Annotated in this window: 15 protein-coding genes; 4 read left to right on the top strand and 11 right to left on the bottom strand. The window is 66.1% G+C overall.

From position 1 onward, the window contains the following. Window positions 1–19 precede the first annotated feature (19 nt). Window positions 20–1,624, top strand: coding sequence for a M23 family metallopeptidase (locus tag ACVMB1_RS11875; protein ID WP_141341097.1), 1,605 nt, complete (start codon window positions 20–22; stop codon window positions 1,622–1,624). 328 nt (window positions 1,625–1,952) lie between these two features. After that, window positions 1,953–2,375, top strand: coding sequence for a DUF805 domain-containing protein (locus ACVMB1_RS11870; protein ID WP_159109549.1), 423 nt, complete (start codon window positions 1,953–1,955; stop codon window positions 2,373–2,375). Between the two features lie 21 nt (window positions 2,376–2,396). Here ACVMB1_RS11870 and ACVMB1_RS11865 read toward each other — a convergent pair whose 3' ends face one another. The 4 genes from ACVMB1_RS11865 to ACVMB1_RS11850 all read right to left on the bottom strand — a co-directional run bounded on the left by ACVMB1_RS11865 (window position 2,397) and on the right by ACVMB1_RS11850 (window position 4,674). Continuing rightward, window positions 2,397–3,290, bottom strand: coding sequence for a dihydrodipicolinate synthase family protein (locus ACVMB1_RS11865; protein ID WP_141341095.1), 894 nt, complete (start codon window positions 3,288–3,290; stop codon window positions 2,397–2,399). Window positions 3,291–3,438: 148 nt separating this feature from the next. Then, window positions 3,439–3,945 (bottom strand): cupin domain-containing protein, encoded by a 507-nt coding sequence (locus ACVMB1_RS11860; RefSeq protein ID WP_141341094.1) that lies wholly within the window; start codon window positions 3,943–3,945, stop codon window positions 3,439–3,441. 41 nt (window positions 3,946–3,986) lie between these two features. Beyond that, window positions 3,987–4,466: a carboxymuconolactone decarboxylase family protein gene (locus ACVMB1_RS11855; RefSeq protein WP_057018579.1), complete on the bottom strand. Its 480-nt coding sequence runs from the start codon at window positions 4,464–4,466 to the stop codon at window positions 3,987–3,989. Window positions 4,467–4,503: 37 nt separating this feature from the next. Beyond that, window positions 4,504–4,674, bottom strand: coding sequence for a hypothetical protein (locus tag ACVMB1_RS11850; protein WP_456814398.1), 171 nt, complete (start codon window positions 4,672–4,674; stop codon window positions 4,504–4,506). On the opposite strand from ACVMB1_RS11850, the gene ACVMB1_RS11845 reads away from it, so the two are divergent. After that, window positions 4,673–5,137 carry a MarR family winged helix-turn-helix transcriptional regulator gene (locus ACVMB1_RS11845; RefSeq protein WP_246786882.1) on the top strand — a complete coding sequence of 155 codons (465 nt, stop codon included), beginning with the start codon at window positions 4,673–4,675 and terminating at the stop codon, window positions 5,135–5,137. The genes ACVMB1_RS11850 and ACVMB1_RS11845 overlap by 2 nt on opposite strands. Before the next feature lie 55 nt (window positions 5,138–5,192). Continuing rightward, window positions 5,193–6,428, top strand: a complete 1,236-nt coding sequence (locus ACVMB1_RS11840; RefSeq protein ID WP_141341091.1) for a lytic murein transglycosylase — start codon at window positions 5,193–5,195, stop codon at window positions 6,426–6,428. A gap of 98 nt (window positions 6,429–6,526) precedes the next feature. Here ACVMB1_RS11840 and ACVMB1_RS11835 read toward each other — a convergent pair whose 3' ends face one another. The 7 genes from ACVMB1_RS11835 to ACVMB1_RS11805 all read right to left on the bottom strand — a co-directional run bounded on the left by ACVMB1_RS11835 (window position 6,527) and on the right by ACVMB1_RS11805 (window position 14,354). Further along, window positions 6,527–7,345 (bottom strand): SDR family NAD(P)-dependent oxidoreductase, encoded by an 819-nt coding sequence (locus tag ACVMB1_RS11835; RefSeq protein ID WP_076828684.1) that lies wholly within the window; start codon window positions 7,343–7,345, stop codon window positions 6,527–6,529. An 18-nt stretch (window positions 7,346–7,363) separates the two neighbouring features. Continuing rightward, complete coding sequence (gene recJ, locus ACVMB1_RS11830) at window positions 7,364–9,205, bottom strand: single-stranded-DNA-specific exonuclease RecJ (RefSeq protein ID WP_141341090.1); 1,842 nt, start codon at window positions 9,203–9,205, stop codon at window positions 7,364–7,366. Window positions 9,206–9,358: 153 nt separating this feature from the next. Further along, the gene (locus ACVMB1_RS11825; RefSeq protein WP_057018584.1) at window positions 9,359–10,078 is read right to left on the bottom strand and encodes a haloacid dehalogenase type II; all 720 of its coding nucleotides are present in this window, start codon (window positions 10,076–10,078) and stop codon (window positions 9,359–9,361) included. Between the two features lie 127 nt (window positions 10,079–10,205). Further along, a complete protein-coding gene (gene glpX, locus ACVMB1_RS11820; RefSeq protein WP_050420275.1) occupies window positions 10,206–11,204 on the bottom strand; it encodes a class II fructose-bisphosphatase in 999 nt (332 codons plus the stop codon). Window positions 11,205–11,283: 79 nt separating this feature from the next. Continuing rightward, window positions 11,284–12,603, bottom strand: a complete 1,320-nt coding sequence (locus ACVMB1_RS11815) for a homoserine dehydrogenase (protein ID WP_057018585.1) — start codon at window positions 12,601–12,603, stop codon at window positions 11,284–11,286. Between the two features lie 38 nt (window positions 12,604–12,641). Beyond that, window positions 12,642–13,862 (bottom strand): LL-diaminopimelate aminotransferase, encoded by a 1,221-nt coding sequence (locus ACVMB1_RS11810; RefSeq protein ID WP_016842955.1) that lies wholly within the window; start codon window positions 13,860–13,862, stop codon window positions 12,642–12,644. 216 nt (window positions 13,863–14,078) lie between these two features. After that, complete coding sequence (locus ACVMB1_RS11805; RefSeq protein ID WP_057018586.1) at window positions 14,079–14,354, bottom strand: hypothetical protein; 276 nt, start codon at window positions 14,352–14,354, stop codon at window positions 14,079–14,081. Window positions 14,355–14,410 lie beyond the last annotated feature (56 nt).

Raw genomic sequence — 14,410 nt, 5'->3', positions numbered from 1 at the left:
GTCTTACGGGCGATCCGACATGAGCCCGGGGTGTGCAGTGAACAGGAAGGTGGTCAGCTTCGTCAGTTGCTGGCTGGCAGCCCTGCTCTCGCCTCTTCCCGGCGCCCATGCCGACGAATTCCGAACGCCATCGATCTCGGCCATGCGGGTCGAATGGCGCGCCGTGCTCGACCAGCTGCGGCAGGAGATCGGCAGCCGCCCGGCCATCGCCGCCGGCTTCACTTTCGCAGGCCAGCGCCGCGTGCCCGCCACCGATCCGCGGGCGACGCCTGCGCTGGTGCAGTTGAACGCGGTGACAGCGCCGCTGTTTCCCGGCATTGCGCAGAGCCCGATCCCGGTGCTGCTGCCGCTCGACCCCGCAAGCTATCTCGACGCGCGGCAAAACGGTGCGCTGGACAGCCTGTCGATCGCGCGCTACCAGGCCGACTTCCGCGCGGTCGATTTCTTCCATGCCGGTGCATCGGGCTACGATGCCGTGTTCTCGCTCGACCCCGGCGCCGGCGACGGCCTGCCGCCGCGGACATTTGCAAAGCCGGTCGAGGTGCAGATTTCCGGCTCGATCCTGGTTTACGACCTCGCCGACCGGCTCGGCGGCAAGGGCGAGCCGGTCAGGACGCTGGCCGCGCAGTTTCCGGACCTGCGCCGCTTCATTCGCGAGGGCTATGTCCGCTACGCCTTCACCCGCTTCGGAATTCCCTATGTCGTCTCGATCCAGTGCCTCGACAGCGCGCCGCGGCCGAAGCGGCTGGCCTGCCGCGAGGCCTATCCGGTCGCCGAGCGGTTTCTGAGGGCCCTGCGCATTGTCGGCGGCCAGCCGTCACGGCCACGCAGCGACGTCGCCTCCGACATCGCCGAGCGGCCGGCCGCGCAATCCGCCGACTTCACCTACCACCCGAGCGGCGACATCGTCGCGGGCAGCGGCGGCCGCAGGCAACAAGGCGGCCACGCCGACTTCACCGTCTATTCGCAGATCCGTTTTCCGCTCGAGAAGGCGCCGGCCTTCGCCCACTCGCAATCCTTCGCCAAGCGCAAGCCCGGCGCGGCCATCGACACGTATCCCTGGCAAGACAATTTCTGCGAGGCGCGCAGCTTCGAGGTCGGCCAATGCGCCAGCGGCTACGGCCATCAGGGCCAGGACATCCGCCCCGGCGCATGTCCTGTCGACAGCAAAGATGGCTGCGACCCCAAGCAGCAGGCGGTCGTTGCGGTGCGCGACAGTATCGTGATCCGCTCGGCGCAGCAGCAGGCCGCGACGTTGCAGGTCAACACCCGCACCGAGCATGTCCGCTTCCGCTACATGCACATGAACCCGTCAGTGATGGATGCAGACGGCCTGCTCAACGGACGCCGCGTCAGCGAGGGCGAGAAGATCGGCGTGGTCTCGAACTATCTCGACCACCCCAACGGCACATCGCGGCATCTGCATTTCGACGTCCAGCTGTTTACGCGCGACGGCTGGCTGTGGGTCAATCCCTACACCACGCTGGTGTCGGCCTATGAGCGGCTGATCCGTGGCCGCGGCCGCGAGATCGGACCGGAGCCCGGGCTTGCAGCCGCCGTGGCCCATGCCCTGCCCGACGACGTCGTGCATCGCATCGACACCCAGGAAGGCGGCGGCAATTAGAGTGTTGTCGAGCGAAGGGGACACCGGTTCGGGGCGCACTGCCAAAATATCGAAAACAACCCCATGCAAAGTAGCCGGCGGCTGCCGTCGTTCGACACGACAACTTGACACGTCGGGCAAATCAGCGGCATTATTCCATTATTCCGAAATTGTGCAAACGCCCACCGCAGGTTCCATTCGGAATCGCATCGATGCGCGCCATGTCGCGGCGACAATTGCCAGCTTGAATGATCATGATGGAAGCAGCAATCCGCGGGAACCTGTCCCGCTTTGACCGTCGGACGCAAGTCTCTATCAGATGCCCATTCAGGCTGGACCACAACCAAGCATGCTCTCGACCTTCCGCTGGTTCTTTCTTTCGGTGAAAGGCCGCATCAGCCGGCAGGAATTCGGCCTGGGATTTTTCGGTCTCGTGCTGGTCGACATGCTCATCATTCGCATCGGCGTAAGGCTCGACCACGGTCCGCGGTATTATGACAGCAGCCCGCCCGCCGACGACCTGTCCGTCCTGCGCTTGCTGCTCATGTTGTCGTTGTGGCCGTTCGCCGCGATCCTGGTGAAGCGGCTGCACGACCTCAACGTCTCGGGCTGGTGGGCGCTGACGATCCTCGCCGTTCCCCACCTCGCCGCCGCGCTGCACGTCAAATACTGGGTCCCCTATCTGGCGCTCGTCGCAACGCTGAGCGTGCTGCCGGGATCGAAGGGTGACAACCGGTTCGGCCGCGACCCGCTGGCGCGCGCCGGCATCTAGCGCCCTCCGCCGTGGTTGCGATCAGTCGATCTCCATCGCAGCCAACGCCTCCTTGACGCGCCTCTGAGCGTCCGCGGGCAGCGGCAATATCGGACGTGGAGGCTCGGCCGCGCAGACCCCTCTGAGATTGGCAAGTGCGTAGACAACACGCAGACTGGAATATGTCCTGAACAGATCCCAAATCGGCTGCAGACGCGCGTTGAACTCTCGCGCCCGGGCCGCATCGCCGCTCCTCGCGGCGCGAACGATGTCCACGCAGACCTTCGGGAAGATTCCTGCGACAACGCTGTACCAGGTATCTCCGCCCGCCAGCAGCGCCTCGGTGCAATTCCAGTCGGCGCTGTAACCCAACGCAACGCCGTCCGGAACCACAGCCCGCAATTCCCTGAGATGGCCCGCCACGGTCGAAGCATCCAGCGCCGGACTTTTCACCGCGACGATTCCCTCGACCCGGCTCAGACGGCCGATGAGAGCCGGCGTGAATTGAAAATGAGTCGTTCCGGGATTGTCATAGATGCAGATCGGCAACCCGCTCTCGCGGGCCACGGTTTGAAAATGCTCAAAGACCTCGTCATCGGTTAGCGGGGTATAGGAAACCGCCGCCAACAGGCCCGCCGTCGCGCCGGCATCACGCGCATCTTGAGCCAGCCGCACCGCATCGTCGGTGCGCAGTGCGCCGATGCCAACCAGTATTGGTGTGTTGCCGGCCGCCGAGGCGATGGCCGCTTGCACGGCGCGCCGCCGCTCATCACGGCTGAAATAGGGATATGAGCCGGTACTTCCGAGCAGCCCGACCGAATCCACCTTCGCCGCAATCAAGGGGTCGAGCAAGGCGCGGAGCGCGCCTACATCGACCCGCCCATCCCGGCTCGAAGGTGTTATCGGGAAGGCAGAGAGCCCCTTCAGGCTGATCATCGATTTGTCCCTCGTCGGCAACCGTCGCCGCAACGTGTCGTGCAATCAATCGACACGCCCCGTTGCGCGCAAGGTCCAGTTTCACGCGAACTGGGCACCAAACTGGTCCAGTGCGCACGTCTTGCAGAAACGAGCGCCCAACCGATCGCTATTCGAGCATCGTGGTCAGCTGCGCGCCCTCGTCCGCCACGAACACCGCGATCAGTTCCGCCGGCTCCGTCGTGCTCGCATTGGCCGAGACCATGTGGGTCGAGCCCGGCGGCTCGAAGAACGACTGGCCGACCTTGAAGGTCTCGACCGGCCCGTCGCCGAGCTGGGAGCGGATTTCACCCTTGGTGATGTAGGCAGTCACCGAACCGGAATGGCGGTGCGGCGGCGTGAAGCCGCCGGGACCATAGAACACGCGCACCACCGTGACACGCTTGCCCGCCACATTGGGCAGCGCGTGCGAGGTGATGACCTCGACCTTGTCGAGCGGTGACGCCGCATTGGCGCTGGCGCACAGCGGCGCGATCACAGAAGAGATCGCGTCCATCGGGGTCGGCACTGCCTTGCCGATCACGAAGGCGGAGGCCAGTCCCGCGATCACGGCCAGCGCGACCGGCCGCGGCGGCCGCGCGAATGGAAGGGATGGTGTCATTGCCATCGAGGTCATTGCTTTTCTCCCTGTCGGTTGCCGTTTGATCCGCCTCGACGTTACGAAGCCGCCGCGTCCGCACGCTGCCGGCGCGGCGGCGGCGTCCAGCGATAGGCCGCGCCGAACCGGTTCCAGACATTGATCGATGCGATCGCCGAGGTCAGGTAAGTCAGCTCCTGCTCGGAGAATTCGGTGGTGGCCTGCGCATAGACCTCGTCGCTGACGCCGTTCGGCAGGGTCGTCAACGCTTCGGTCCAGGCCAGCGCGGCGCGCTCGCGCGGCGTGAACTGCGGTGCCTCGCGCCACACCACGACGAGATTCAGCTTGTCGGCGGGCACGCCGAGGCTCTCGCCCTGCAGGATGTGATACTGCACGCAGAACGCGCAGCCGTTGATCTGCGAGGCGCGCAGCTTGACGAGTTCGAGCAGCTGCTTGTCGAGGCCGGCCTTCGCCGCGAACTGGCCGAGCGCGCGCACCGCGGCGAAGACGTCGGGCGCGAGCTTCTCGAAGTCGGTGTATTCCTTGCGGGCATGTGACATTGGCCTGGCCTCATGTTATCAGTGTACTGAGATATTATCAGAGCTCTGATATCGTCGGCAAGATGCGGGCATCGGCAAAGGCGGCAGCACGCGACATGGCGGCAATGCGGAAACGAGGCAAATCGGGCACCGCCGAGCGGCGCCCGGTCGGAAAAGCCGCCGGTCGACGGGCCGCAGCGAATGCGGGATCGAGCGCAGGCGACGTCATGTTCGCCCCTTCCGTTCCGGCGCCGGGCGAAGGCAAGCGCGGCGAGCAGGGCTATCTCGCCTATCTGCTGCGTCAGGCCCACGCGGCCTCGCGGCTGTCGATGGAGCGCCAGCTGGGACAGCTCGGCGTCACCTCGCCGCAATTCGTCGTGCTGACGATGCTGAAAGCCTATCCGGGGCTCTCAGGCGCCGATCTGGCTCGCGTCGCGCTGCTGACCCCGCAGACCGTGAGCGTGATCATCCGCAACCTCGAGCGCGACGGCGCGATCGGCAAGACGCCGCACCCCGTCCACGGCCGCGTGTTGCAATGGACCCTGACCGGCCATGGAACCGCGCTGCTGGAGAAATGCCGGCAGATCGCCCAGGCCCAGGAGCGGCGGCTCGCCGCTAGCCTCGACGCGAGGTCGGAGCAAATTGTCCGGCAATGGCTGTCAAAAATCGCCACAGATTTGCAAGACACATAGCTCCTGCGGCGGCGTGGCTTTTGGCTCACCCGATCGGCGCCGCTACACTGGCCCGATGAAACAGCCTGATTCTCCGAAATCCCCTGCCCGCCGCGCCGCCCTTAAGGCCGGGCTCGCGGCCGGCGTGGTGCTCGTCAATCCGCTCGGCGCGCTCGCGGCCGCCCCTCCGGGCTTCGACCAGTGGCGCGACAATTTTCGCGCTCGCGCGCTCGCCAAGGGCATTTCGGAGGCGACCTGGAATCGCTGCATGGGGCGGATCGAGCCCGACATGAGCGTGTTCAGGCAGATGCGCAACCAGCCTGAATTCCACGAGCAGATCTGGCAGTACATCAACCGCCGCGTCTCCGACTGGCGGGTCATTCACGGCAAGGAGGCGCTGAAGAAGAACGAGGCGCTGTTCGGCCGGATCGAACGCGATTTCGGCGTCGAGCGCGGCACGCTGCTCGCGCTGTGGGGCGTCGAGTCGGCCTATGGCGATCCGCTGGTGCAGCAGAACCACATGACGCCGGTGTTTCCCTCGCTGGCGGCGCTCGCCTGGAACGAGCCGCGTCGCAAGGCCTATTGGGAGACCGAGTTGATCAACGCGATGAAGATCGTGCAGCGCGGCTGGAGCACGCCCCAGGAGATGAACGGCTCCTGGGCCGGCGCGATGGGTCATTCGCAGTGGATGCCGGAAGTCTGGCTCAATGTCGGCTTCGACTATGACGGCGACGGCAAGGTCTCGCCGTTCGGCCGGCCCGACGACGCGCTGGGCTCGACCGCGAAATATCTCGTCAACCGCGGCAAGTGGCACCGCGGCGAGCATTGGGGCTACGAGGTCCGCGCGCCCGGCGGCGGCGGCAGCGGCAGCCGCACCTATGCGGCCTGGGCCAGCGCCGGCGTCGTCAGAGCCGACGGCCAGCCGTTTCCGCAGCCGAACGCATCAGCGCAACTGTGGATCCCCGTCTCGGGCGGCCCGGCCTTCCTGCTCGGTCCGAACTTCAATTCGGTGAAGAGCTACAACCCGTCGATGAACTACGCGCTGGCGATCTGCCATCTCGGCGATCGCTGCCTCGGCGGGCCGCCCTTCATCCAACCCTTCCCGGGCTCGGAGCGCGCGCTGACGCTCGCCGAGGTGCAGGAGATGCAGACGCGGCTGACCAAGGCCGGCTTCGACACCGGCGGCACCGACGGCCGCGTCGGCAACGACACCATGAAGGCGATCAAGGATTTTCAAATCAAGACGGGCCTGTTGCCCGCCGATGGTTACGGCGGGCTCAAGGTGCTGGCGCGGTTGCGCCAAGGCGGCTAGCCATCATGCGATCCGCGTAGCCCGGGTGAGCGAAAGCGATACCCGGGGACGCATTTCCCGCATATCGCTCCGCTCATGCGGGCTACGACAGTTCGCTCCTACCGGCTCGCAGGCTGCCGCACGACGCCGCCGGCATTCATGCCGCCGTCGATCACGAGCTCGCTGCCTGTGACGTAACGCGACGCGTCGGAAGCGAGATAGAGCACGCCCTGGGCGATCTCGATGGCCTGGCCGGCGCGGCCCAGCGGTGTGGCGAACCTCGCGCGCTCCTCCGGATCGATCGGCGCGTTCTGGCCGGCGCCGGTCGCGCCGGTCGGGATCTTGCCCCAGATCGGCGTGTCGATGATGCCGGGATGCACCGAGTTGACGCGGATGCCGTCGCCGATCTGCGCGCATTCCATCGCGATCGACTTGGCGAACAGCCGCACCGCGCCCTTCGTCGCGCTGTAGCCGGAGAGCGTCGCCGCGCCGCGCAGGCCGGCCAGCGACGACATCATGATGATGGAGCCGCCGCCATGCTTGCGCATCAGCGGCAGCGAGTGCTTCACCGACAGGAATACGCCATCGATATTGATGGCGGTCTGGCGGCGCCAGTCCGCGAGCGACATCTCGACAATCGAGGGCGCTCCGATGCCGATGCCGGCATTCGAGACCATGATATCGAGGCGGCCATGGCGCTTGCCGATCTCACTGATGATTTCGATCCAGCGCTCCTCGCTGGTGACGTCCTGCGGCAAGAAGGTCACGTTCCGCCCGGCCTTGGTGAGCCGCGCGGCGAGCTCGGGTCCCCTCAACTCATCGATATCGGTCGCAATAACGGTCGCGCCTTCCTGCGCGAGCAATTCAACGATGGCCTCGCCAATGCCCGATGCGCCGCCGGTCACCAGCGCAACCTTGCCTTCAACCTGTCCTGACATGTCCTCTCCCAACGTTTCTTATCGGATCACCGTCGGGCCCTGATCCGGCACCGCGACGTCGAGGACACGGAATTGCACACGTTCGGTGCCTTGCCAACGGTCGACCGCAAGAGAGCCCGCCACGTGCAATTGCTGGCCGCGATTTTGCGTCAAGGCGCTGCCGAGCTTCTGTCCGACGGAACGGAACGCGATACCGTTGACGATGGAGCCGTCGCCTGACTTGAAGCGCAGCCGCAGATGCGCCTGCCCGACTTCGTCGGCATAGACCAGCTGATGCGACGGCAGCGCGATCACCGGTTCCGGATTGGCGCTGCCGAACGGGCCAGCACGATTGAGTGTCGCGGCGAACTCCGGCGTCACCGCGCGCGCGGTCACGGCGCCGTCGATGAACAGCTCGTTCTCGTGCCGCGAATTGGCGACGTCGGCCGCCAGCGCGCTCTCCATGTAAGCGCGGAATTCGGCGAGCTTCTCCTTGCGCAGCGTGACGCCGGCCGCCATCGCGTGCCCGCCGCCCTTCATCAAAAGGCCGTCGTGCACCGCCTGCCGCACCGCCTTCCCGAGATCGACGCCGCCGATCGAGCGGCCCGATCCGGTGCCGATGCCGCCGGGCTCCAGCGCGATCGCGAACGCAGGACGCGCGAACTTCTCCTTCAGCCGCGCCGCCACAAGCCCGACCACGCCGGGATGCCAGCCTTCCGCCGCGGTGACGATGACAGCGCCCTTGTCCTCGAGCCCGAGCGAAGCCAGCGCCTCGGCCTCGGCCTGCGCCTCGGCCGCCTGCTCGATCACGCGCCGTTCGGCATTGAGGCGATCGAGCTCGGCCGCGATCCGCGCAGCTTCCGAGATATCGCCTTCGAGCAATAGTCGCACGCCGAGATCGGCGCGCCCGATCCGGCCGCCGGCATTGATGCGCGGTCCCAGCATGAAGCCGAGATGCCAGGCCTCCGGCGGGCCGTTCAGGCGCGCGACATCCATCAGCGCGGTGTGGCCGACATGGTCGCGGCGACGCATCGCGATCAGGCCCTTGGCGACGAAGGCCCGGTTGAGCCCGATCAGCGGCGCGACGTCGGCAACGGTGCCGAGCGCGACGTGATGCAGCACGCTGAGCAGGTCGGGCTCCGGCATCTCGCCGGTCCAGAAGCCGCGCTGGCGCAGTTCGCGATTCACCGCGACCAAGGTCACCAGCACGAGGCCGACCGCTGCGAGATGGCCGAGCCCCGAGAGATCGTCGGGCCGGTTCGGATTCACCAGTGCGTCGACCTCGGGCAACACATCGCCGGTCTGGTGATGATCGATCACGACGACCGACATCCCGAGCTTCCTGGCTTCCGACAGCGGCTCGATGCTGGTGGTGCCGCAATCGACCGTGACCAGCAGCGTCGCGCCCTTCGCCGCCAGCGCACGCACGGCGTCGACGTTCGGCCCGTAGCCTTCGAAAATGCGGTCGGGAATGTGGATCAGCGGGTCCAGCCCGCAATGGCGCAGATGCCAGGTCAGCAGCGCGGCCGAGGTCGCACCGTCGACATCATAGTCGCCGAAGATCGCAACCTTCTCGCCGCGCACCGCGGCATCCGCGATGCGCTTGGCCGCGTGCTCCATCTCGGTGACCGTGTGAGGATCCGGCATCAGCTTGCGGATGGTCGGGTCGAGGAAGTCGGGAACCTCGTCGATCCCGACGTCGCGCCCCGCCAGCACGCGCGCCAGCATTTCCGGCAATTGATAGCGCTGCACGATCGCGAGCGCCCGCGCCGCCCCGCGCGCATCCAGCCGGTCGCGCCAGAGTTTTCCGGTCAGCGACCGCGTCACGCCGAGGAACGCCTGTGGCGCCTCGACGGGCAGTGCGGATGCGTGCAGCGTCATGAGCCCTTCCGAACAGAGCGTTTTCAAGCGAAGTGGGCACCGGTTCGCGTGAAGAAAACGCGTCAAACAAAAATCCGGAACATCGGTCCTGATCCAATCAGGGCCGATGCGTCCGGCAGGAATCGTAACGCTTCGATGATTTGTGGACCAGTTCTAGCAGCCCATTCGGCTGGCGATTTCCCCGAAATCCTTGGCCACGATGTCCCACTCGCCGGTGGCCTCGAAATCGTACTTCTGCAGCGGACCGTATTCGGTCGGACGCGCCACGAAGGCGGTCTTCAGGCCGAGCTTCTGCGCGTGCTTCAGGTCGTAATTGTGGGCGGCGACCATCATCACCTGCTCCGGCGGCAGGCAGAGCAGCTTCGCGGCGCCGAGATAGGTTTCCGGATCGGGCTTGTAGTGCTCGAACAGTTCGGCCGACATCACGAGGTCCCAGGGCAAGCCTGCGAACTTCGCCATGTTGGTGAGCAGCGCGACGTTGCCGTTGGAGAGCGGCGAGATGATGTATTTGGTCTTCAGCCGGGTCAGGCCGGCGACGCTGTCGGGCCACCCGTGCAGGCGATGCCAGCCCAGCGTCAGATGCTGCAAATCGGCCTCACTCAGCCCCTTGATGTCGAATTGCGCGACGAGTTTTTCCAGCGAGCGGCGGTGCAATACGTCGAGGATGACGTAGCCGTTCTGCGGGTTCTTGCGCACCTCGTCCATCGAGGCCGCATAGACCGCGCGCCAGCCGTCGACCAGCGCCGTCCAATCGGCCTTGATACCGCGCGTCTCGCCCCATCTGGTGAAGTCGTTGATCAGGCTGGTGCGCCAGTCGACCACGGTCCCGAACACGTCGAACACCAGCGCCTTGACCCCGGACAGATCGGACATGCGCGTCTCCCTTGTTGTTGTTTTTGGTCCGTCGTTCCGGGGCGATGCGAAGCATCGAACCCGGAACCTCGAGATTCCGGGTTCGCGCTTCGCGCGCCCCGGAATGACGGTTGTTGTAGGCTCGTCCTCAATCCAGGTGGAATTTCTCAAGCTGCCGATGTTCGGCCTTGATGTAGCGCACGGTGCCGGTGACCGAGCGCATCACGACCGTCTCGGTCTCGATCACGTCCTTCTTGAACTTCACGCCGGTCAGCAGCGAGCCGGTGGTGACGCCGGTAGCGGCGAACAGGCAGTCGCCCTTGGCCATGTCCTCGATGCCGTAGATCATCTTCGGATCGGTGACGCCCATCTTGTGCGCGCGCTCGCGCTTCTCCTCGGTGTCGAGGATCAGGCGGCACTGCATCTGGCCGCCAATGCAGCGCAGCGCGACCGCCGCGAGCACGCCCTCGGGCGCACCGCCGGTGCCGATATACATGTCGACACCGGTCTCATCGGGCTTGGCGCAGTGAATGACGCCGGCGACGTCGCCGTCGGTGATTAGTTGCACGGCAGCGCCGGTCGAACGCACGCTGTTGATGATGTCGGCATGGCGCGGACGATCGAGCACCAGCACGTTGATGGCGGTCGGGTCGACGCCCTTGGCCTTGGCGAGCCGGCGGACATTGTCGGCCGGCGGCGCGTCGAGCTCGATCACGTTCTTGGCGTAGCCCGGGCCGATCGCGATCTTCTGCATGTAGACGTCGGGCGCGTGCAGCAGCGTGCCGCCATCGGCCATCGCCATGGTGGCGATCGAGCCCGGCATGTTCTTGGCGCACAGCGTGGTGCCCTCGAGCGGGTCGACCGCGATGTCGACCTTGGGGCCGGCATTGAGGCCGACCTTCTCACCGATGAACAGCATCGGCGCCTCGTCGCGCTCGCCCTCGCCGATTACGACCGTCCCCTCGATCGGCAGCTTGTTGAGCTCGCGCCGCATCGCGTCGACCGCGGCCTTGTCGGCGGCCTTCTCCTGGCCGTGGCCGCGCAGCCGCGCGGCCGACACCGCCGCGCGCTCCGTCACGCGCACGATTTCGAGCGTCAGGATGCGCTCGAGCAGCATCTGCGGCGGAACGGAAATATGGGTCGACATCGGCGTACTCCTTAAGCCTCTGGGACAGGCCAGCCTGCCCGCATCAATCGTCTCACGCCCGACCCGTTCAGGCCATGCGCTAGTTTTTCTCGATCCGGATCACCTGCGGCCGGCCGCTGATGACCTTATCGCGCTGCACTGCGGCCAGCGCACGATGCACGGCATCCTCGCTGGTCGCATAGGTAATCAGAATGACCGGGACCGGTGAAGGTTTTTTGGCCGCACCGTTCACATCGACGCCATCCGGGTGCCGTTGCACGATGGATTCCAGAGATATCTTCTGTTCCGCCAGCCGGGTGGCGATTGTTGCGGCAGTGCCTGCAAGATCGCGCGCCATCAGGCGGATATAATAGCCACCCTCATGGCGTTCCATCGGCGCCTTGGTGGTGTCGCGCAACCGCTCCACCGGACGGCCGAACGGCTTGGCGCGGATGCCGCGGGCGACGTCGGCGATGTCGGCGACCACGGCGGAGGCCGTCGCGCCGCCGCCGGCGCCCGGCCCCACCAGCGTGATCGGCGGAATCCCCTCGCCGTCGATCGCGACAGCGTTGGTGACGCCCATCACCTGCGCGATCGAGGATGATTTCGGCACCATGGTCGGATGCACGCGCTGTTCAATGCCCTTTGCCGTGCGCACCGCGACGCCGAGCAACTTGACGCGGTAACCGAGTTCCGCGGCGGCCTTGAGGTCTTCCGGCGTGATCGAGGAGATGCCTTCGACGTAAACCGCGCTTTCCGCAACCTTGGTTCCGAAGGCGAGGCTGGCCAGGATCGCGAGCTTCTGCGCGGTGTCATGACCATCGACGTCGAACGACGGGTTGGCTTCGGCATAGCCGAGACGCTGGGCGTCCTTCAGACACTCCTCGAACGATAGGCCCTCCTGCTCCATCCGGGTCAGGATGTAATTGCAGGTGCCGTTGAGGATGCCGTAGACGCGGTTGACGCTGGTGCCGGCGAGGCCCTCGCGCAGCGTCTTGATGACCGGGATCGCCGCACCGACCGCCGCCTCGAAATTCAGCGCGCCGCCATGCTTCTCGGCAGCCGCGGCGAGACGCAGTCCATGCTTGGCGATCAGCGCCTTGTTGGCGGTGACGACCGACTTGCCGGCCTTCAGCGCGGTCTCGATCGCGGACAGCGCGGGATCTCCAGCGCCGCCCATCAATTCGACGAAGCAGTCGATATCGGGATCTTCGGCGAGCGCCTCGGGGCTCTTCGCCCAGGCGATGCCGCGCAGGTCGAGGCCGCGCTTCTTGGCTTTCGAGCGCGCCGTGACCGCGACGACGCGAACGCCGCGGCCGCTGCGCTCGGCCAGCGCACGTCCTTGCGTTTCGATGAGGCGGACGACATCGGCACCGACGGTGCCGAGCCCCGCTATGCCCACGTTCAGGGGTGCGACCATGGATTTAAGGGACCTGGAGATTAAGCAACCTGGAAGGATTAGCGTCGGTTGGCGAGAGGAACGACGTTGTGCAACGTTTCGATGCCGCTTTCAAGGAAGCGGCGCACGCCGCGCGCAGCCTGCCGGATGCGCTGCTCGTTCTCCACCATCGCGATGCGGACATAGCCCTCGCCATGCTCACCGAACGCCACGCCGGGCGACACCACGACGCCGGATTTCTCCACCATCAGGGTCGCGAACTGCATGCTGCCGACCGCCTCGAACGCCTTGGGCAGCGGCGCCCAGGCGAACATCGAGGCCTGCGGCGGCGGAATGTCCCAGCCGGCGCGACCAAATGACTCGACCAGCGCATCGCGGCGCTTGCGGTAGGTGTCGCGCATCTCGCGGATGCAGTCGTCGGGACCGTTCAGCGCCGCGGTCGCCGCCACCTGGACCGGCGTGAACGCGCCGTAATCGAGATAGGATTTGACCCGCGCCAGCGCCGCGATGATCCGCTCATTGCCGACCGCAAAGCCCATGCGCCAGCCGGCCATCGAGAACGTCTTCGACATCGAGGTGAACTCGACGGTGACGTCGATCGCGCCGGGCACCTGCAGCACCGACGGCGGCGGATTGTTCTCGTCGAAATAAACCTCGGCATAGGCGAGATCGGACAGGATGAAGATGTCGTGCTTCTTCGCGAACGCGACGAGATCCTTGTAGAAGTCGAGGTCCGCGACGTAGGCTGTCGGGTTCGACGGATAGCAGACGATCAGCGCGATCGGCTTCGGGATCGAATGGATGATCGCCCGCTCGACCGCCTCGAAGAACTGCGGCGTCGGCTCCGAGGGCACCGAGCGGATCACGCCGCCCGCCATCAGGAAGCCGAAGGCATGGATCGGGTAGCTCGGATTGGGGCACAGCACGACGTCGCCCGGCGCCGTGATCGCCTGCGCGACGTTGGCAAACCCCTCCTTCGAGCCGAGCGTCGCAACCACCTGGGTGTCGGGGTTGAGCTTGACGCCGAAGCGGCGCGCATAATAGGCGGCCTGGGCCTTGCGCAGGCCGTTGATGCCGCGCGAGGCCGAGTAGCGGTCGGTCCGCGGCTTGCCCAGCGTCTCCTTGAGCTTCTCGATCACATGCGGCGGGGTCGGCAGGTCCGGGTTCCCCATACCCATGTCGATGATGTCGGCCCCGGCGTTGCGCGCGGCCGCCTTGGCCTGGTTGACCTTCTCAAAGACATAAGGCGGCAGACGGCGAATGCGGTAAAAATCTTCCATGGGACCCTTGCTCCGACAACCGCGATGCCAGAATCGACCCCCTTGGCGTAGTTTGCGGAAGCCGGCTCGGCCTCTGACAGAAATCGCACTGAATCAATGACTTAGAGCGAATTCAGGCGCACGATCTGGGGGCTGCGGCCGGATCTGCGGTTGAACTGGGTTTCTTTTAGCACGGACACCGGGCGGCGCCAGCGCTGATCGGCCGTTTGTCGGGCGCTACTTCCCGCTTTGGGCAGCCGTCGAGGCCTGGCGCGCGCGCGCGGCAATGAGCTCCTGCTCGATCTTGGCCTGGTCCGCCGGCTTGATCGTCGGGTCGGCGCGGTCGGGCGGAAGATCATGGACCGGCAGGTAGCCGGCGGCGTCCTTCTCGCGCGCCGGCGCATCGGCCGGCATCGTCATATCGGCGATCGTGCTCGAGCACCCGCTCAGCGCCACCAACGACGCGAGCAGCACTGCGGCCGCGAGCCCCCTGTTCATTCGATCGATCGGCATGCGCCGAATTGTCCCCAACAAGCTAGCGCGCACGTCGCACGTTGCCGACACGGGTC

It is taken from the genome of Bradyrhizobium sp. USDA 4504, assembly GCF_054063995.1.
The sequence above is the reverse complement of the archived record's forward strand: the minus strand, read 5'-3'. Positions and strand labels throughout refer to the sequence as shown.

Coding starts and splice junctions, on each gene's coding strand:
- recJ (WP_141341090.1), bottom strand. CDS start 9,205: ATGACGCTGCACGCATCCGCACTGCCCGTCGAGGCGCCACAGGCGTTC.
- ACVMB1_RS11840 (WP_141341091.1), top strand. CDS start 5,193: ATGAAACAGCCTGATTCTCCGAAATCCCCTGCCCGCCGCGCCGCCCTT.
- ACVMB1_RS11810 (WP_016842955.1), bottom strand. CDS start 13,862: ATGGAAGATTTTTACCGCATTCGCCGTCTGCCGCCTTATGTCTTTGAG.
- ACVMB1_RS11850 (WP_456814398.1), bottom strand. CDS start 4,674: ATGACGTCGCCTGCGCTCGATCCCGCATTCGCTGCGGCCCGTCGACCG.
- ACVMB1_RS11805 (WP_057018586.1), bottom strand. CDS start 14,354: ATGCCGATCGATCGAATGAACAGGGGGCTCGCGGCCGCAGTGCTGCTC.
- ACVMB1_RS11815 (WP_057018585.1), bottom strand. CDS start 12,603: ATGGTCGCACCCCTGAACGTGGGCATAGCGGGGCTCGGCACCGTCGGT.
- ACVMB1_RS11845 (WP_246786882.1), top strand. CDS start 4,673: ATGTTCGCCCCTTCCGTTCCGGCGCCGGGCGAAGGCAAGCGCGGCGAG.
- ACVMB1_RS11865 (WP_141341095.1), bottom strand. CDS start 3,290: ATGATCAGCCTGAAGGGGCTCTCTGCCTTCCCGATAACACCTTCGAGC.
- ACVMB1_RS11860 (WP_141341094.1), bottom strand. CDS start 3,945: ATGACCTCGATGGCAATGACACCATCCCTTCCATTCGCGCGGCCGCCG.
- ACVMB1_RS11875 (WP_141341097.1), top strand. CDS start 20: ATGAGCCCGGGGTGTGCAGTGAACAGGAAGGTGGTCAGCTTCGTCAGT.
- ACVMB1_RS11835 (WP_076828684.1), bottom strand. CDS start 7,345: ATGTCAGGACAGGTTGAAGGCAAGGTTGCGCTGGTGACCGGCGGCGCA.
- ACVMB1_RS11870 (WP_159109549.1), top strand. CDS start 1,953: ATGCTCTCGACCTTCCGCTGGTTCTTTCTTTCGGTGAAAGGCCGCATC.
- ACVMB1_RS11855 (WP_057018579.1), bottom strand. CDS start 4,466: ATGTCACATGCCCGCAAGGAATACACCGACTTCGAGAAGCTCGCGCCC.
- glpX (WP_050420275.1), bottom strand. CDS start 11,204: ATGTCGACCCATATTTCCGTTCCGCCGCAGATGCTGCTCGAGCGCATC.
- ACVMB1_RS11825 (WP_057018584.1), bottom strand. CDS start 10,078: ATGTCCGATCTGTCCGGGGTCAAGGCGCTGGTGTTCGACGTGTTCGGG.